This is a genomic window from Streptomyces sp. NPDC020983, from assembly GCF_044333485.1.
GTDB lineage: Bacteria > Actinomycetota > Actinomycetes > Streptomycetales > Streptomycetaceae > Actinacidiphila.
This window is the reverse complement of sequence record NZ_JBIRRA010000004.1, coordinates 450,381-467,377: the sequence shown is the minus strand read 5'-3', so window position 1 is coordinate 467,377 and position 16,997 is coordinate 450,381. Positions and strand designations below refer to the sequence as shown.

Annotated in this window: 18 protein-coding genes and 1 pseudogene; 10 read left to right on the top strand and 9 right to left on the bottom strand. The window is 71.9% G+C overall.

The window, feature by feature from the left end; all coding sequences use genetic code 11:
• Nucleotides 1–72 precede the first annotated feature (72 nt).
• Entirely contained in the window at nucleotides 73–1,836 is a 1,764-nt protein-coding gene (leuA, locus tag ACH4SE_RS11040) for a 2-isopropylmalate synthase (RefSeq protein WP_398543023.1), read from the bottom strand.
• Nucleotides 1,837–2,141: 305 nt separating this feature from the next.
• Between leuA and ACH4SE_RS11035 the strand changes: the two genes are divergently transcribed.
• The 6 genes from ACH4SE_RS11035 to ACH4SE_RS11010 all read left to right on the top strand — a co-directional run bounded on the left by ACH4SE_RS11035 (nucleotide 2,142) and on the right by ACH4SE_RS11010 (nucleotide 6,127).
• Nucleotides 2,142–3,263, top strand: coding sequence for a M4 family metallopeptidase (locus ACH4SE_RS11035; protein ID WP_398543022.1), 1,122 nt, complete (start codon nucleotides 2,142–2,144; stop codon nucleotides 3,261–3,263).
• A 9-nt stretch (nucleotides 3,264–3,272) separates the two neighbouring features.
• The gene (locus tag ACH4SE_RS11030; protein ID WP_398543021.1) at nucleotides 3,273–3,536 is read left to right on the top strand and encodes a protealysin inhibitor emfourin; all 264 of its coding nucleotides are present in this window, start codon (nucleotides 3,273–3,275) and stop codon (nucleotides 3,534–3,536) included.
• A gap of 147 nt (nucleotides 3,537–3,683) precedes the next feature.
• Complete coding sequence (locus tag ACH4SE_RS11025) at nucleotides 3,684–4,004, top strand: hypothetical protein (protein ID WP_398543020.1); 321 nt, start codon at nucleotides 3,684–3,686, stop codon at nucleotides 4,002–4,004.
• Nucleotides 4,001–5,398: a C2 family cysteine protease gene (locus ACH4SE_RS11020; protein ID WP_398543019.1), complete on the top strand. Its 1,398-nt coding sequence runs from the start codon at nucleotides 4,001–4,003 to the stop codon at nucleotides 5,396–5,398. Before ACH4SE_RS11025 ends, ACH4SE_RS11020 begins: the two co-directional genes overlap by 4 nt.
• A 2-nt stretch (nucleotides 5,399–5,400) precedes the next feature.
• The gene (locus ACH4SE_RS11015; RefSeq protein WP_398543018.1) at nucleotides 5,401–5,682 is read left to right on the top strand and encodes a hypothetical protein; all 282 of its coding nucleotides are present in this window, start codon (nucleotides 5,401–5,403) and stop codon (nucleotides 5,680–5,682) included.
• A complete protein-coding gene (locus ACH4SE_RS11010) occupies nucleotides 5,666–6,127 on the top strand; it encodes a hypothetical protein (RefSeq protein ID WP_398543017.1) in 462 nt (153 codons plus the stop codon). Before ACH4SE_RS11015 ends, ACH4SE_RS11010 begins: the two co-directional genes overlap by 17 nt.
• Nucleotides 6,128–6,359: 232 nt before the next feature.
• Here ACH4SE_RS11010 and ACH4SE_RS11005 read toward each other — a convergent pair whose 3' ends face one another.
• Nucleotides 6,360–6,824, bottom strand: a complete 465-nt coding sequence (locus ACH4SE_RS11005) for an RICIN domain-containing protein (RefSeq protein ID WP_398543016.1) — start codon at nucleotides 6,822–6,824, stop codon at nucleotides 6,360–6,362.
• Between the two features lie 195 nt (nucleotides 6,825–7,019).
• On the opposite strand from ACH4SE_RS11005, the gene ACH4SE_RS11000 reads away from it, so the two are divergent.
• Nucleotides 7,020–7,949, top strand: coding sequence for a hypothetical protein (locus ACH4SE_RS11000; RefSeq protein WP_398543015.1), 930 nt, complete (start codon nucleotides 7,020–7,022; stop codon nucleotides 7,947–7,949).
• Between the two features lie 86 nt (nucleotides 7,950–8,035).
• Here ACH4SE_RS11000 and ACH4SE_RS10995 read toward each other — a convergent pair whose 3' ends face one another.
• From ACH4SE_RS10995 to ACH4SE_RS10975, 5 genes are all read right to left on the bottom strand, one after another.
• Nucleotides 8,036–8,386: a peptidoglycan-binding protein gene (locus ACH4SE_RS10995; protein WP_398543014.1), complete on the bottom strand. Its 351-nt coding sequence runs from the start codon at nucleotides 8,384–8,386 to the stop codon at nucleotides 8,036–8,038.
• A gap of 37 nt (nucleotides 8,387–8,423) precedes the next feature.
• Nucleotides 8,424–8,774, bottom strand: coding sequence for a peptidoglycan-binding protein (locus tag ACH4SE_RS10990; RefSeq protein ID WP_398543013.1), 351 nt, complete (start codon nucleotides 8,772–8,774; stop codon nucleotides 8,424–8,426).
• A gap of 628 nt (nucleotides 8,775–9,402) precedes the next feature.
• On the bottom strand, nucleotides 9,403–9,741 hold the full coding sequence (locus ACH4SE_RS10985; RefSeq protein ID WP_398543012.1) for a winged helix-turn-helix domain-containing protein: 339 nt from the start codon (nucleotides 9,739–9,741) through the stop codon (nucleotides 9,403–9,405).
• The gene (locus ACH4SE_RS10980; RefSeq protein WP_398543011.1) at nucleotides 9,738–10,484 is read right to left on the bottom strand and encodes a hypothetical protein; all 747 of its coding nucleotides are present in this window, start codon (nucleotides 10,482–10,484) and stop codon (nucleotides 9,738–9,740) included. The genes ACH4SE_RS10985 and ACH4SE_RS10980 overlap by 4 nt, the downstream gene beginning before the upstream one ends.
• Nucleotides 10,485–10,691: 207 nt before the next feature.
• Nucleotides 10,692–11,039, bottom strand: coding sequence for a peptidoglycan-binding protein (locus ACH4SE_RS10975; protein WP_398543010.1), 348 nt, complete (start codon nucleotides 11,037–11,039; stop codon nucleotides 10,692–10,694).
• 468 nt (nucleotides 11,040–11,507) lie between these two features.
• Between ACH4SE_RS10975 and ACH4SE_RS10970 the strand changes: the two genes are divergently transcribed.
• Entirely contained in the window at nucleotides 11,508–14,072 is a 2,565-nt protein-coding gene (locus tag ACH4SE_RS10970) for a tetratricopeptide repeat protein (RefSeq protein ID WP_398543009.1), read from the top strand.
• Here the strand turns inward: ACH4SE_RS10970 and ACH4SE_RS10965 are convergent.
• A complete protein-coding gene (locus ACH4SE_RS10965; RefSeq protein ID WP_398543008.1) occupies nucleotides 14,063–14,995 on the bottom strand; it encodes a hypothetical protein in 933 nt (310 codons plus the stop codon). The genes ACH4SE_RS10970 and ACH4SE_RS10965 overlap by 10 nt on opposite strands.
• 243 nt (nucleotides 14,996–15,238) lie before the next feature.
• Nucleotides 15,239–15,698 (bottom strand): annotated as a pseudogene (locus ACH4SE_RS10960) (ATP-binding protein).
• Between the two features lie 141 nt (nucleotides 15,699–15,839).
• Between ACH4SE_RS10960 and ACH4SE_RS10955 the strand changes: the two are divergent.
• Nucleotides 15,840–16,703 (top strand): helix-turn-helix domain-containing protein, encoded by an 864-nt coding sequence (locus ACH4SE_RS10955; protein ID WP_398543007.1) that lies wholly within the window; start codon nucleotides 15,840–15,842, stop codon nucleotides 16,701–16,703.
• Entirely contained in the window at nucleotides 16,700–16,972 is a 273-nt protein-coding gene (locus ACH4SE_RS10950; RefSeq protein WP_398543006.1) for a DUF397 domain-containing protein, read from the top strand. Before ACH4SE_RS10955 ends, ACH4SE_RS10950 begins: the two co-directional genes overlap by 4 nt.
• The last annotated feature ends 25 nt before the right edge of the window (nucleotides 16,973–16,997 follow it).

The window sequence follows — 16,997 nt, the reverse complement described above, 5'->3', positions numbered from 1 at the left end:
TTCCCCACCGCCCCCGTACGCGCAGGGTGATTCGTACCGTTCCGCCGGATTCGCGGAGTGGATCCGGCCCGGTCAGCGACCGGCGCGGTTGACCGCCGAGACGACGGCGCTGAGCGCGGCCCGCGTGGTGTTCGCGTCGATGCCGATGCCCCACAGGACGCGGCCGTCGATGGCGCATTCGATGTAGGAGGCGGCCTGCGAGGAGGCGCCCTCGCTCATGGTGTGCTCGCTGTAGTCCAGCAGCCGGGCGTCCACGCCGATCTTGCCCAGGGCGTCGAAGAAGGCGGAGATCGGGCCGTTGCCGTTGCCGCTCAGCACGGTCGGTTCGCCGTCCACGACGGCTTCCACCGTAAGAGCGTCCGTGCCGTCGCTCGACGTTGACGTCTGGGCCGAGCGCAGCGTGATGCGGCCCCAGGCGTTGTCCTGCGTGGGCAGGTACTCGTCGCGGAAGACGGACCAGATCTGCTCGGGCGTGACCTCGCCGCCCTCGGCGTCGGTCTTGGCCTGGATGATCCTGGAGAACTCGATCTGCATGCGGCGCGGCAGGTCCAGCTTGTGCCCGTTCTTCAGCACGTACGCCACGCCGCCCTTGCCGGACTGCGAGTTGACCCGGATGACGGCCTCGTACGAGCGGCCGACGTCCTTGGGGTCGATGGGCAGGTACGGGACCTCCCACGTGATGTCGTCCACGGTCTTCCCGGCGGCGGCAGCGGTGGCCTCCATCGCCTCGAAGCCCTTCTTGATGGCGTCCTGGTGGGAGCCGGAGAAGGAGGTGTAGACCAGGTCGCCCGCGTAGGGGTGGCGCGGGTGGACCTCCATCTGGTTGCAGTACTCGGCGGTGCGGCGGATCTCGTCGATCTGCGAGAAGTCGATCTGCGGGTCCACGCCCTGGCTGAAGAGGTTCATGCCCAGGGTGACCAGGTCGACGTTGCCGGTGCGCTCGCCCTGGCCGAACAGGCAGCCCTCGACGCGGTCGGCGCCGGCCATCAGCGCCAGCTCGGCGGCGGCGACCGCGGTGCCGCGGTCGTTGTGCGGGTGCACGGACAGGCACACGTACTCGCGCCGCGACAGGTTGCGCGACATCCACTCGAAGCGGTCGGCGTGCGTGGAGGGGGTGGAGCGCTCGACGGTCGCGGGCAGGTTGAGGATGATCTCGCGGCCGGCCTCGGGCTGCCAGACGTCCATGACGGCCTCGCAGACCTCCAGCGCGAAGTCCAGCTCGGTGTCGGTGAAGATCTCCGGGCTGTACTGGTAGCCGAAGACCGTCTCGTCCGTCAGCAGCTTGTCGGCGTACTCCATGACCAGCCGGGTGCCGTCCACCGCGATCTGCCGGACCTGCTCGCGGCTGCCGCGGAAGACGACGCGGCGGAAGACCGGGGCCGTGGCGTTGTAGAGGTGCACGGTGGCGCGCGGGGCGCCGCGCAGTGCCTCGACGGTGCGCTCGATCAGTTCCTCGCGGGCCTGCGTCAGGACGGAGATCGTCACGTCCTCGGGAATCGCGCCCTGCTCGATGATGGAGCGCACGAAGTCGAAGTCGGTCGCGCCGGAGGCCGGGAAGCCGACCTCGATCTCCTTGTAGCCCATGCGTACCAGCAGGTCGAACATCTCGCGCTTGCGGGCGGGCGACATGGGGTCGATCAGGGCCTGGTTGCCGTCCCGCAGGTCGGTGGACAGCCAGCGCGGGGCCTTGGTGATGCGCGCGTCGGGCCAGGTGCGGTCGGGCAGGTCGACCTGCTCGTAGCGGCCGTACTTGTGGATCGGCATCCCGCTGGGCTTCTGGGTGACGCTCGCGGCGGTGACGGGCGTGGGCTTGCCGACAGGCTGGGGGGTGCTCATGGGGGCTTTCGACTCCTCGGGGTCCGCTTCGAGAACGGCCGACGGCTGGGAAACGCCGAACTCCGCGGGGAGGGGGTCGGCCTACGACTACAGGCCCTCGCCGCGGCAGCTAAGGAGAAGCAGCCCGAAACTCATGACGGACACGACCTTAACCCGAGCGGGGCGGATCCGCGCAGCCGATGTGTGCTTCCTCTCAGCATGCAAGATGACCGTCCGTGTCCACCCCCGTACGGCTCTTTCGCTCCTTCTCGTCAATCCGCGGCAAAAGTGGTGACAGAGTGTGTGTTGAGTGCCACATTGCGTATATGGACACCTCTGCTGCCATCACACCCGTTTTCTGCACGATCATCCCGCCGCACGTCCTGGACAAACTGGCCGGCCACGACGACCCGGCGCTCTCCGGCCCCGCCCGCCGCACCCTGGAGCACGACGCGCGCGAGCGCACCCGCCGGCACCTGTCCGCACGGCTCGGGCCCACCGTCCGGCACCCCGGCGGGGCCGCGTCCGACAAGCCGCAGCGCACGGTCTACGACGCCGGGCACCAGGACGACCTGCCCGGCAGCAAGGTGCGCGCGGAGGGCGCCGACCCCTCCGCCGACGCGAGCGTCAACCGCGCCTACGACGCGCTCGGGGCGACCTTCGAGACGTATCTGAAGGCCTACGGCCGCCACTCGATCGACGGCGAGGGCCTGCCGCTCAACGCCTCCGTGCACTACCTGAAGGACTACAACAACGCCTTCTGGAACGGCGAGCAGATGGTCTTCGGGGACGGCGACGGCCGGATCTTCCTCGACTTCACCCTGCCGCTGGACGTGATCGGCCACGAGTTGACGCACGGCGTCACCCAGTACACCGCCAACCTGGACTACCAGAGCCAGCCCGGCGCGCTCAACGAGTCGGTGTCCGACGTCTTCGGCAGCCTCATCAAGCAGTACGCCGCCGGGCAGACGGCCGACCAGGCCGACTGGCTCATCGGCGCGGGGCTGCTCGCCCCCGGCGTCCACGGCGTCGCCCTGCGCTCGATGAAGGCGCCCGGCACCGCGTACGACGACCCGCAGCTCGGCAAGGACCCGCAGCCCGCGGACATGGCGCACTACGTGCACACCTCGCAGGACAACGGCGGGGTGCACATCAACTCCGGGATCCCCAACCGCGCCTTCTACCTCGCCGCCACCGCGATCGGCGGCCACGCCTGGGAGAAGGCCGGCCAGATCTGGTACGACACCCTGACCGGCGGATCCCTCTCCGCCCAGGCGCAGTTCGCCGACTTCGCCGCGGCCACCGTCGCCGCGGCCACCGCCCGCTACGGTGAAGGGGACGAGAGCCGCGCGGTCCAGGCCGCCTGGCAGGAGGTCGGCGTCAAGCCCGCCGCGCACCACGGCAGCGGCCTCCCCCGCCAGCAGCCCGGCCAGCCCCAGGAGGTGTGAACGCAGCCGATGCGTATCGAGGTGACCCGATCCGGCGGCTTCGCGGGCCTGTCCCGCCGTGCCGTACTGGACACAGCAGCCCGTCCGGACGCGGATCACCTCCACGCCCTGGCCCACTCCGCACTGGCCGCGCCCCCCACCGTCCCCACCCCCACCCGCGACGGCTTCACGTACACCGTCACGATCGACGGCCGCACGATCGAGGCCGCCGACCCGACCCTGACCCCGGCGCAGCGCGAACTCATCGCGGAGGTGCTGGGCGAGGGGGCGTGAGCCCCCTGCGGCCGGGGGGCGGCGCCATTGCGCCAACCCCGGCGGGCGCGGGAACCGTTCGGGCACCCGGGCAGTCCGAACAGGTGGCGTCCTCTCCCGGGACGCCCCGGCCCCGGCCGGTCCGTAGCGTCCCGTCGGGGGGAACCGGTGAGCGCCGAGGAGACACCTGCCCAGAAGAAGCAGCGCGCGGCCGATCTGCGCTCCTGTGCGGCCCGGGCCAGGACGCTCGCGTCCTCCCTGGGCGACTACCTCACCTCGACGGTGAAGCAGGCCACGGTCAACCCGCCGATCTGGCAGGGGCCTTACGCGCAGCGGACCACCGCCGAACTCACCGGCAGCCACAGGACGCTCGGCACGATGGCGAACGACCTGCTCGCCGAGGCCAGGCGCTGGACGTCCGAGGCCGACCGGCTGGAGGAGGAGGCGGCCAAGGACGGCGCCGCGTCCCCGGCGGGGGGCGGGCATTGAGCTTCCACGGTTTCGACACCCCGCAGATCCGCACCATGGCCGGCCACATGAAGGCCATCAGCCCGCAGGCCCGCACGATGCACCGCGACCTCGCCGGCCTGCTGCTGGAGGTCCAGGGCCTGATGAAGGGCAAGCCGGCGACGACGAGCCCGCTGCTCGAACCGCTGGTCGGCCAGGTCTTCCCGGCCTTCTACCACGGGCTGCCCGCGTCGTTGCAGCCGAACCTCGACGACACCTCGTCGTCGCTCGGCCGCCGCTGCGACCAGCTCGACACCGTCCAGTCGCTCCAGAAGGCCGGCTACGGCACCGATCCCGCGCTGGACTTCTCCGACGAGGCGCCCCCGGACCGCACGAAGATCGACAACGCCCTCAGGTACTTCGACGGCCACATCGACGACTCCGGCGGCTTCCTGTGGTCCAACTCGGCCCAGGGCGCCGGGGAGGTGTACGACGACTTCGCGAAGCTGACCCCGACCGAGCTGGACGCGGTGATGTCGCGGATGAGCGACGCCCAGCTGAAGAAGCTCAACGACCAGCTCGGCGAGGGCTCGTCCTGGTGGGGCGGCGGCGACGCGGACGGCGGCGTGCAGCAGAAGTGGGAGAACATGCTGCTGTCCGAGTGCGGCCCGGAGACGCTCACCCGCCTCCAGGGCCGGCTGACCAACCTCCCCTGGCAGCCGGACCCGAAGACCGACAGCGTCGAGGACGCCCACTACGGGCCCGTCGACCTGCCGCTCTTCCCTCCGGACGGCCAACCGCCGGACATCGAGGCGGACATCTCCATGGGCCAGGTGGGCGACTGCTGGTTCATGGCGTCCCTCGCGGCCGTCACGGAGCAGGACCCGGACTTCCCGCGCCGGCACATCCGGGAGAACCCCAACGGCACGTACACGGTGACCCTCTACGACAAGTCCGGCAAGCCGGTCGAGGTGACCGTCGACAACAAGATGCCGATGAACGACGACGGCCTCGTGTACGCCCAGCCGTCCTCCGACGTGCTGTGGCCCCTGGTCTACGAGAAGGCCCTGGCCCAGTACAAGGGCGGCTACGGCAACATCGAGGGCGGCTTCGGCGACCAGAGCATGGACATCATCACCGGCCAGGACGCCGAGCGTCACGACCCGGGGGACGTGTCCCTCGCCGACATCGACCACCGGCTGTCCAGGGGCGAGGCGGTCACGATCGGCAGCACGTCGAAGGCCGACAAGGACCCGCGGCTGGTCAGCGACCACGAGTACACGGTGCGGTCGGTGGACATGAACGCGCATCCGCCGACCGTCACCGTGATGAACCCCTGGGGCGCCGACGGCTCGAAGGACCATCTGGTCACGCTGACCGAGGACCAGTACCGCAAGCTCTACGACGAGGTCTCCTTCACCCCGGAGGTGGTCTGACCATGCCCGCTGTCCGCCGCCTCGGCCGCCGGGCGCTCTTCCGGCGCGGTGACCTCGTCGCCGGCATCGCAGGAACCAGCGACGACCCCGCCGACCCGTGGGCCCACCTGGCCCTCCGCGACAAGGGCACGGACGCCCGGGCCGATCCCACCGTGCGCCCCGGCGAGACCGTCCGCGTCGGCCGCTACGCCCTGACGGTCGCGGAGGTGGTGCCGGGCTCGCGGGACGGCTACGTCACCTTCACGGTGGAGGGACCGGAGGATGCGGATGCGACGGCCCGCTAGGAACACCCTGACGATCGCGGCCGCCGCCCTCGTGGCCGCGGGCGCGGCCGCGTACCTCGCCGTCGCCCTCACCGGCGGCTCCTCGCACCGCACCTACGTCCACCACCCGCTGCCGCCCGGCGTGCGGGCCTCGGACGTGCACGAGCTGGGCCGGGGCGCGTTCCGCTACGGCGACTTCTTCGCGGGCATCATGTCCACCAGCGGCGACGCCCCCGGCGAGCCCTGGGACCGGGTGTCCCTGCGGGACAACGGCACGGACTCGGGGGACGTCTACCGGGTGCACGCGGGGCAGACCCTCCACGTCGGCCGCTACACCGTCCGCTTCATCGACGTGATCCCCGGCGAGGACCGCCACGTCACCTTCACCCTCGACGGCCCCCGCCCCACGCCGCAGCCCACGTCGGCGACGCCGTCACCGTCCGCCCCGGACGACGGGCCGCACTAGGGCGTGTCCGCAAAGTCCCGCCTGGCACACGGCGCCTGGCACGCACGCTCGCTACGTTGTCGGGCTCGTCCGAGTAGGCCCACTACGAGGACGACCCTCCGCCTTGCGATCGCACGCACCAGACACCGTCTGCCCCGCCCTCCGGGCGGACGACGGGACTTTGCGGACACGCCCTAGGCCCTGTCCGCACGAAGCCTGCGGCCGTCCTCGGCGCCCACGGGGCATCGCGCGGTCAGGACATGGCCCACTGCTGGGAGTTGCCGCCGGTGCACCTGGTGAGCTTCACGTGGCGGACGCCGCTCGCGTCCGGCGGCTGCTCGCCGAGGCACGTGTCGGTCACGTTGTTGATCAGCTCGAAGCCCACGGCCGTGGGGGCCAGAACCCACAGGGCTGCTGCGTCGTCGGCCAGACAGGGCCGCATCACGGCCTCACCGTTGCGGGCGACCATGCACAGCCTGTCGCCCGCGTTCTGCCGCAGTTCGGAGAGCTCCAGGGGCGCGTTGTTGATCAGCCACGTCTGGTACGCACCGCCGTTGCACCCTGTCGCGTAGGGCCCGTAGTCGGACCGGTAGTCCAGACAGTTGCCCGTGGCCGCGTTCTTGAAGTGCACGTACGCCGACGACGCGCTCGCCGGCGCGGTGCCCAGTCCCCATCCCAGCGCGACAGCCGCGCTCACCGCGGCAACCCTCTTCAACATGGCAGTCTCCTTCGACGCGTTCGGGTGTGACGCACATCACCGAACAGTAAACAGGGGACACCGGCCGGGGGCGCGCCAACGGGCTGAACCCGGCCCGACTTTCCGTTCGGCGCACCGGCGGCTGAGTACACGTACTCACGACACCGCCCCCACCCCGCCGCAGACTCGGGGGAGTCACTGCCGAAGGGGGGCGCGATGGCGGGGAAGGGAATCGGCGGCGGGGTACGGGCGGTGCTGGTGGGCGCGGTGCTCGGGGCGGTGTGGGTGAGTGCCGCCGTGCCGGTGTCGGACGGGCTGTGCCACTCCTCGGGGGCCGACGCGGAGGACTACGGGTGCCTGGGGATCGCGCTGGTCTTCCGGCCCGCGGCCGCGCTCGCCGGGGGGCTGCTGGCATGGGCGCTGCTGGCGCTCTTCCGGGTGCCGCGGGCGACGCGGACGGCCGGGGCGGGATTCGGGGTGTGCCTCCTGCTCGTGTGGGCGCACGACTACGTGGCCGACTCCCTGCACCTGTTCGGCGCCGTCACCGACGACGCCGTGCTGCTCGCCGCCGGGTACGGCCTGGCCCACGTGCTGGTCGCCGCCGGGACCTCACCGCGGGTACGGGCCGGGGTGGGCGCCGCCCTGCTCGCCGTCTGGCCGTTGTCCGCCGCCGTCCGGGCCGGCGCCGTCGACCACGCGGAGCGCCACGCCCTCGACGGCGTCTCGGTGCCGCTCCTCGCTCCCGGCCTTCCCGGCTACCGGGCCCTCTTCCCGCTCCCCGCGAGTGACGGCAAGGGCTTCGCGTACCTGCTCCTGGCCGACGGCACCCCGGCGAGCGCCGACGACCGCGACAGGCACGGCGCCTGGGTGACCGTCGAGCCCCGCCCGGCCTCCTTCGCCCCGCCGCGGCACTGCGACGCCGGCGTGGACGGCGTCGCGCCCCACGTCTCCTCGTGCACCCCGGTCGCCGCGCACGTGTGGCGCGTCCGGCGCTACGGCACGCGGTGGTACGTCGTCCGGCCGCCCGGCCGCGACGCGCTCGTGTTCCTCCGCACGGAGGGCACGGCCGTCCCCGAGAAGGACATCCTGGCCCTGGCCGCGGATCTCCAGCCGCGCGAGGCGGGCTTCTTCCACGACCACGACTGACCCGGCCCCGAGCATGCGGAAGGCCGCCGGTCACGGGCGACCGGCGGACTCCTGCGGGTGCTCCGGCGGGTGGCCGGGGCCGGGCTTCAGCAGACGAAGCCGGACACGTCGGTCCAGTAGTCCAGGGCCGCCCAGGTGGCGGGGCCCACGATGCCGTCGGACGTGAGGCGGGCGCAGCCCTGGAACTTCTTCACGTCGGCCTGGGTCGCCGCGCCGAAGATGCCGTCGCGGGTGAGGTTGCTGGACAGCAGCGAGAAGTAGAGCTCGCACTGCACCTGCTGGACGGCCGCCCCGGCGTTGCCGTAGCCGACCAAGGGCTCGCTGCTGGTGTAGTTGCACTCGTACGACGACTCCGCCGACGCGCTGGGCGCGACCGCGACGCCGAACGACAGGGCGAGGGCGGCGGTAGCCACGGCCGCGCCGATCTGCTTCTTCACAGGTGGGATCCTTCGTTGACGGGTGGCGTAACGGGTGTCAGCAGGCGAGGGCGTCGGAGGTGGTCCAGTAGTTCAGCGCGTTCCAGGTGTTCGGGCCCACGATGCCGTCGACCGTCAGGCCCACACATCCCTGGAACTTCTTCACATCGGCCTGGGTCGCCGCGCCGAAGATGCCGTCGCGGGTGAGGTTGCTGGTCAGCACCGAGTAGAAGAGCTCGCACTGCACCTGCTGAACGGCCACCCCGGTGCTGCCGTAGGCCAGCTGGGGCTGGTTGATGGTGTAGTTGCAGTAGCTGGACGCCGCGGCCGATGCGCTGGGCGCCGCCGCGACACCGAACGACAGGGCGAGCCCGGCGGTCGCGACGGCCGCGCCGATCTGCTTCTTCATGGGTGAACTCCTCCGTGTGGGCCCTCGGTGGACCGTGGGCAAGTCGATCACCCGCGCACCTCGCGCCAACAGTGATCCTTTGGCCAACTACGGTGCGTGTATCAGGAAATAATCTCCGTTTGCAGGTGCAAGGGAATTCACCGGAGCGGGCGACTCCCCTGGCTGCCGGGAATTTCGCCCCCTACTCCCGAGTACACCTCCCCGCGGCCACGACCTGGGACGGGCCGGATCAGTGAGATGGACCCTCGGCGCGGCAAGGAGCCGGGCGAAATGCGAGCGCCGGGCTGGCCGAAAACGGTCGCGGCGAAAAGAGCGGTTGGCAGGTGCCGAATGCGGCGGGCACCTGCCCGTTGCGGGCCACGGCTGTTTCCGCCGAGCGCTTCACCGGATGAACCGCACCTCGGGGAAGGCCGCGCTCGGGCCGTCGAGGGGGCGCCCTCCGCGGCCGCCGCTAGGGCGTGTCCGCAAAGTCCCGCCTGGCACACGGCGCCTGGCACGCACGCTCGCTACGTTGTCGGGCTCGTCCGAGTAGGCCCACTACGAGGACGACCCTCCGCCTTGCGATCGCACGCACCAGACACCGTCTGCCCCGCCCTCCGGGCGGACGACGGGACTTTGCGGACACGCCCTAGGGCTGTGGGTCCGGGCCGTCCTGTTCGATCTGCTGGATGAGCCGCTTGAGCTGGATGACTTCGTCCCGGAGGGCCTGGGCGCCTGCGGGGGTGAGGGAGAGCCAGGTGCGGGCGCGTTTGCCCTCGTAGCCCTTCTCGATGTCGATCAGTCCGGCCTTCTCCAGGGTGGCCAGGTGCTGGCTGAGGTTTCCGGCGGTGAGGCCGAGCGTGGTCCGCAGGAAGCCGAACTCGACACGGCGGGCCTGGTGGGCGACGGTGAGAATGCCGAGGCGGACGCGCTGGTGGACGACGTCGTCCAGGCCGTTGACGGGGTGCTGGTCGGTCTGCTCGCTCATGAGCGGGCACGCTCGGCGGTCAGCTCGGCCAGGCCGAAGCCGAGGGCGCCGAGCAGGAGGAGGACGCCTTGGACGCCGTAGTGGGGCAGGGACGACCAGGGTGACGTGGGCGGGACCCCGGCCCAGCCGTCGGTGAGCGGCACCAGATCGACGGCCAGGTACACGGCGGTGAGGAGCAGCAGGGCGCGGCTGCGTTCCACCCAGCACAGCACCAGCAGCGGCAACCCGATGGTCGTGGCGTTCCCGATGATGCGGTGGAGGAGCGCCGCCGCCCTTGAGGCGGGGTCGAGGTGCAGGCCCCAGATGTCGAGCGGCCAGCCGGGCTCCGGCATCCCGTGGCGGACGGCCCAGAGCGTGGTGGCGGTCACCAGGCCGCCGAGGACGATCCCGGTGAGGATGTAGGGCCGGACCGGGGTTCCTACGCCGCGGTTGCGGGAGCGGCGGATGTAGAAGAACGCCGTCGCCGCGTAGGCCAGGGCCAGCCCGACGGGCCAGTAGACGGGCGAGCCCTGCGTGACCTCGGTGCATCCGGTGCCTGCCGTGGGGTCGCCGGTGGGGCAGGGAACGGACTCGATCCGGAAGGTGAGACGACTCGCCACGATTGCGCCCAGCGTGAGCACGCCGAACAGCAGGAGGGGGAACCAGGCACCGCGCTGGGCGGCACGGACCCGCCGGGTCAGGTCACCGAGGGCGGCGAGGACTTCATGAGGCGTGCCCCGCGAGGGCACCGACGCATCTGTCATGCAGTCAGCTTTGCATTACAAACTAGTTATCGCAAGAGACGTCCGCGCCACCGCTCCCGCTCGCCCTCCGGCACTCCCGCGCCGCGCGCTCGGCTCCTCCGGCGCGGAAGGCGCGCTCGCAGCCGTCGCACGACATGCGGAAGGCCGCCGGCCACGGGCAGCCGACGGACCTCTGCGGGTACTTCAGCGGGGCGTCAGGACAAGGCGTCAGCAGACGAAGCCGGCGGTGGTCCAGTAGTTCAGCGCGTTCCAGGTGTTGGGGCCCACGATGCCGTCGACCGTCAGGCCCGCACATCCCTGGAACTTCTTCACGTCGGCCTTGGTCGCGTCGCCGAAGATGCCGTCGCGGGTGAGGTAGCTGGACGCCACCGAGTAGAACAGCTCGCACTGCACCTGCTGGACGGCCGCCCCGGTGCTGCCGTAGCCCACCTGGGGCTGGCTGTCGGTGTAGCTGCAGTAGCTGGACGACTGGGCCGAGGCGCTGGGCGCCACCGCGACACCGAACGACAGGGCGAGCCCGGCGGTCGCGACGGCCGCGGCGATCTGCTTCTTCATGGGTGAACTCCTCCGTGTGGGGCCCTCGGTGGGCCGTGGGAAATTCGATCACCCACACGCCTCGCGCCAACAGTGATCCTTTGGTCAACTACGGTGCGTGCATCAGGAAACAATCCACGCTTGCAGGTGCAAGGGAATTCACCGGAGCGGGCGACCCCCTGACTGCCGGGAATTTCGCCCACTACTCCCGAGTACACCTTCCCGCGGCCACGACCTGGGGTGAACCGGATCAGTGAGGTGGACCCTCGGCGCGGCAAGGAGCCGGGCGAAATGCGAGCGCCGGGCTGGCCGAAAACGGTCGCGGCGAAAAGAGCGGTTGGCAGGTGCCGAATGCGGCGGGCACCCGCCCGTGGCGGGCCGCACCTCTTCCCGCCGATGGCGGGGTGACGGGCGACGGGGCGGCCTAGAGTCGAGGGCAGTCGTACGGCCGTGGGGGTGGGCGAGGTGGCGCAAGGCGGGGACGGGGACGTGACGATCCGCGCGGAGGGCGCCGGGGCGGTCGCCGCGTACACGATGCGGGACGTCCACATGCACCTGCCCCTCCGCGCTCCCGTGACGTGGCCGCACTCGGTGGGTGTCGTCCCGCCGCGGGCGGGGGCTTTCCAGGACCGTGCGGAGCGGGCGCGGTTGCGCGAGGCCGTCCGCGGCGGCGGCACCGCGGTGCTGTGCCAGGTGCTCAGCGGCATGGGCGGCGTCGGCAAGACCCAGCTCGCCGCCGACCTGGCGGAGGAGCTCTGGGCCGAGGGCCTGGACCTGCTGGTGTGGCTCTCCGCGGGCAGCCGCACCGCGGTCGTCGCCGGGCTGGCGCAGGCCGGGGCCGAGGTGTGCGGGGCGGATCCGGCCGACCCGGAGCAGGCGTCGCGCACGTTCCTCGGGTGGCTGCGGGCGGCGCCGCGGCGGTGGCTGGTCGTCCTCGACGACCTCGCCGACCCGTCGGATCTGAAGGGCCTGTGGCCCCCGGCCGTCCCCCACGGCAGGACCGTGGTGACGACCCGCCGCCGGGACGCCGCGCTCGCCGGGGGCGGCCGCCGGGTGGTGCGGGTCGGCACCTTCACGGCGGAGGAGGCCACCGCCTACCTCGCCTCGGTGCTCGGCGAAGCCGGCCGGGCGGAACCGGCCGCTGAACTCACCAACCTGGCGGAGGACCTGGGCTGCCTGCCGCTGGCCCTGTCGCAGGCCGCGGCATACGTCGTGGACGCCGGCATCCCCGTGGCGAAGTACCGCGACCTGCTCGCCCGCCGGGTCCGCACGCTGGCGGACGTCAGCCCGGACGTCCTCCCCGACGACCAGCCCCACACCATGGCCGCCGCCTGGGAGCTGTCCGTCGAGCGCGCGGACGGGCTGCGCCCCCAAGGCCTGGCCCGGCCCATGCTGGAACTGGCGTCCTTCCTCGCCCCGAACGGCATCCCGGTCGCCGTCCTCACGAGCGAGCCCGCGCTCGCGTACCTCGCCGCCCACCGGGCGGGCGGGGATGTCCCGCCGCTCACCCAGCCCGACGGGAGCCCCCGCGTCCTGCTGCGTTCCATGGCGGAGCTGCAACCGTTCGTGACCCCGGACGGCATCCGGAAGGAAGACCTCACCGGCGAGCCCGCGCTCGCCTACCTCGCCGCTCACTACTGGGGCGGAGAGGACAGGCCGCCGGTCACACCGGACGACGCTGCCGGTGCGCTGCGGGCGCTGCACCGTCTGAGCCTCCTGAGGGCCCCTGGCCCCGCTGCCGACGAGGCGGAGGGGGGAGGCCTCGCTCGTGTCCATCAGGTCGTCCAGCGCGCGACCCGCGACACGCTGCCCCCGGAGCGGCACGGCCGCACGGCCCGCCTGCTCGCCGAGGCCCTGTTGGCGGTGTGGCCGGACGTCGAACGCGACACGCCCCTGGTCAGGGCCTTGCGGGAGTGCACGGCGGCCGTGGTCGCCTGCACCGAGGAGGGCGGTGGGGACCCGGCGTGCCTGTACAAGCCCGGCCCCCACCTGGTGCTCTACGTCGTCGCACGCAGCCTGGGCGAATCCGGCCAGGTCGCCGCCGCCTTGGCTCACCTCCGGCACCTCGCCTCCGCGACCGCCGAGCACCTCGGCCCCGAGCACCCGCTCACGCTCGCCGCCTGCGGCCATCTCGCCCGCTGGCAGGGTGAATCGGGCGACGTGGCCGCGGCGACAGCGACGTACGCGGGAATCCTCGACGCCCAACTCCGCACGCTGGGCCCGGACCACCCCGACACCCTCGCCACCCGAAGCCACCTCGCCTACTTCCGCGGGGAGGCGGGAGATGCCGCCGGAGCACTCGCCGAATACACCGCACTCCTCGACGACAAGCTGCGGATACTCGGCCCGGACCACCCCGACACCCTCGTCACCCGAAGCCACCTCGCCTTCTTCCACGGAGAAGCGGGAGATCCCGCCAGGGCCGTCACGGAATACACCGCACTCCTCGACGACATGCTGCGGATACTCGGCCCGGACCACCCCGACACCCTCACCGCCCGCGGCAACCTCGCCTACGAACGGGCCATCGCGGGGGACGCCGTCAGAGCAGTCGCCGAGTGCGCAGCCCTCCTTGAGGACTCGCTGCGGATATACGGTCCGGACCACCCCCGCACCCTCACGACCCGCAGCAACCTCGCCCAGCACCTGGCCAGGACGGGGGACTTCGCGGGGGCTGCCGCGATCCACACCGATCTCCTGCAGCACCGCCTGCGGGTGCTCGGCCCGGACCACCCCCGCACCCTCACCACCCGCAGCAACCTCGCCCACCACCGGGGCAGCACGGGGGACTTCGCGGGGGCTGCCGCCGAATACAGCGAGCTCCTCGACGACATGCTGCGGATACTCGGCCCGGACCACCCCCACACCCTCATGATCCGCAGCAGCCTCGCCATGTACCGGGGGCTGGCCGGTGACGCCGCCGGGGCCGTCGCCGGACACACCGAACTCCTCGACGACATGCTGCGGATACTCGGCCCGGACCACCCCGACACCCGCAGTTGCCGCAGGGCACTCGCCCGGTGGCGGATCCTGGCCGACGCTTCTCAGGCGTAGCGCCCGGCCACCCGCGCCCCTGGCCCGCCCGCCCTCCGGCAGTCCGCGCAGCGCGCGGCCGGGTCCTCCGTGCGGAAGGCGCGCTCGCAGCCGTCGCACGTACGCAGCGGGGCCGGACGCGGCGCCCCGGCGGGTTCCGGCGGGAGCGGCGGCGGGAGGTGGACGGTCAGGCGGTGGGCCAGGAAGCGGGTCGGGGCGTGGATCGGGATCGGGGACGGCGGCAGGCCCGTGCTCAGCACCCGGGCGACCTCGGCCGCGGGCACCGCGCGGGCGAGCCAGGTCTCCACGGAGGGCGCGAGGCGCGCGATGTCCCCGGCGGACAGGAGGAGCCGCGGGTCGGCGAGCCGCAGCCGGGCCAGCAGTTCGGCGGCGGCGCCCGACACGGCGGGCGGTTGCGTCGTCACGGCCCCGGCCCCCTCCGCCGCCGGACGGGACGGCTTTGTACGGCCCGGGCCCGTACGAGCGGCAGACCCGCGCGGGGACGCGCCGCCCGGCCCCGTACGCCCCGCCCCGAGGCGCGAGGCCCGGTCCGTACGCCGTCCCGGGCCGGAGGCCGCCGCGCCGCCCGGCCGGTCGTACGCGAAGGCCCGCGTGGCGAAGTGCCCGCCCCCGAGCGGGACGCGCCGCCGCTCCAGATAGCCGGCCGCCTGGAGTTCGTTGAGCGCCCTGCGGACGGTGACCTCGCCCTCCGGGAAGCGGGCGGCGAGGGCCTTCACACTCACCGGGGCGCCGTCCGGCAGGGACTGGATGTGGACGGCGAGCCCGATCGCGACCGCCGAGAGGCGGGGATGCTGGGCGAGGTGGTTGCCGACCACGGTGAAACGGTCGGCGTGCCGGTGCCGTACGTGGATCACTCCGGCGGGCGGCGCCCCCGGAGGCAGGGGCGCGGCGGGCATGCCCGCGTTAGACTCGGTGCTAGCCATGGGGAAGCTGCTTCTTCCTTGGTGGTCAGGCCCTCGACCAGGATTGCCGTCCTGCCGGGGGCCCTTTTCATGTGCGGTTGTAGCGCCGACCGTACCCCACCCGGCCCGACAAACTGATCACCCGTCACCCTTTCGGATGAGTGCCGGGGCAGGTGGGGAGAGGGTCCTTGTCCTCGTTCCTCGGAAAACGGTCCTTGAAGGAAGGCGCGTGCCCCGCCGGGCCCCGCACCACCGGGGCGCGGCCTACCGCGCCCCGGTCACGACCTCGGCGAAGGGCGTCCGCGCGACCTCGGCCCACACCGTCTTGCCGGGCACACGCGGCAGCACCCCCCACGCCCGCGACAGCGCTTGCACGAGCAGCAGCCCCCCGCCCGGACTCCGCTTCCCCCTCCGGCGCCGCCAACTCCCCCGGTTCCGGAGGCCGTCGCTCCGTCCGCGTGTCACTCACCGCAACCCGCACCGCCCCGGGCACGAGACACACCCGCAACTCGAAGTCCCTCCCCGCCACCCGCCCGTGCGTGACCGCGTTCGCGGCGAGTTCGGCGACGACCGCCGCGACGTCGTCCGAGGCAGAGCTGCCGTACGGCACTCCCCAGACGTGCAGTTGCCGCACGGCCAGATGCCGCGCGAGCCGGGCGCCGCAGCGCGTGGACGAGAGCCGGAGCACGAGCTCCGACTCGGAGAACGCTTCGTGGGTGGAGATTTCACTGTTCACGTGACAGAGCGTGGCCGAACGTATCTACGCTGAGAAGCAGTCAGCAACGGACACCCTCTGACCTGTCCGTTGCCCGATCCGGTGCGTCCGGTGGGTCCGGAACGTACGCAAGCGGCGGAGGTGAGCCCCATGACGATGATGTCGGGGCAGACGGAGGACGACACGAACGAGGAACGCGACTGGGAGGAGGACGGGGTCTCGACAGACCTGCTCAAGACGGTCGGCAGGCAGATCAAGCTCTGGCGCGAGCGCGCCGGGCTGACCCAGCCCGAGCTGGGCAAGCTCATCGGCTACAGCGACGAGACGGTGTCGTCCGTGGAGCGGGGTCGCCGGTCCCCGAAGCCGGAGTTCCTGGACGCAACGGACGACGCGACAGGCGCGGGCGGGCTGCTCAAGGACTTCAAGAAGGACGTGGAGCGGGCGCGGTACCCGCAGAAGGTCCGTGACCTCGCCAAGATCGAGGCCGAATCGGTTTCGCTGGGCGCCTACAGCAACCACAACATCCAGGGACTGCTCCAGACCGAGGACTACGCGCGGGCGCTGTACCAAATGCGCCGCCCGCTGCTGGACGAGGACACCATCGAGCGGTACGTCGCCGCGCGCGTGGCCCGGCAGGACGTCTTCAGGCGGTGGCCCGCGCCCATCTTGAGCTTCGTGCAGGAGGAGGTGACCCTGCGGCGCCCACTTGGCGGGCGAGCGGTAATGCAACGCCAACTGCGACGATTGCTGGAGCTGGGTAAGTTGCGAAACGTCGAGATCCAGGTGATGCCCACAGACCGCGAGGACCACGCGGGCATGGGTGGAGAGTTCCGCTTGTTCTACAGGAAGAGCGGTCCCACCGTCGGCCATGTCTCCGTGCAGCACTTCGACCGTCTGACCACTCAACGGGACGAGATCATGACGCTGGAGGCCCGGTATGGGATTATCCGAGCGCAGGCTCTCACTCCGCGGGAGTCCCTGGCGTTCATCGAAAAGGTCCTGGGAGAGACATGACGACGGAGCCCACGGTTACGAGCACTGCCGAACTGCGCTGGTTCAAGAGCAGCTACAGCAGCAACGAAGGCGCTGCCTGCGTCGAGGTCGCCCTCTCCTGGCACAAGTCCAGCTACAGCAGCAACGAGAGCGCTGATTGCGTCGAGGTCGCCACCTCTCCCGGCACCGTCCACGTACGGGACTCCAAGGACCCCGAGGGGCCCCAGCTCGCCTTCGCCCCCGCCGCATGGTCGGCGTTCCTCGCCTACGCGGCGGAGCAGCAGGTCTGACGCCCCGGCGTGGCGGCCCAGCCCT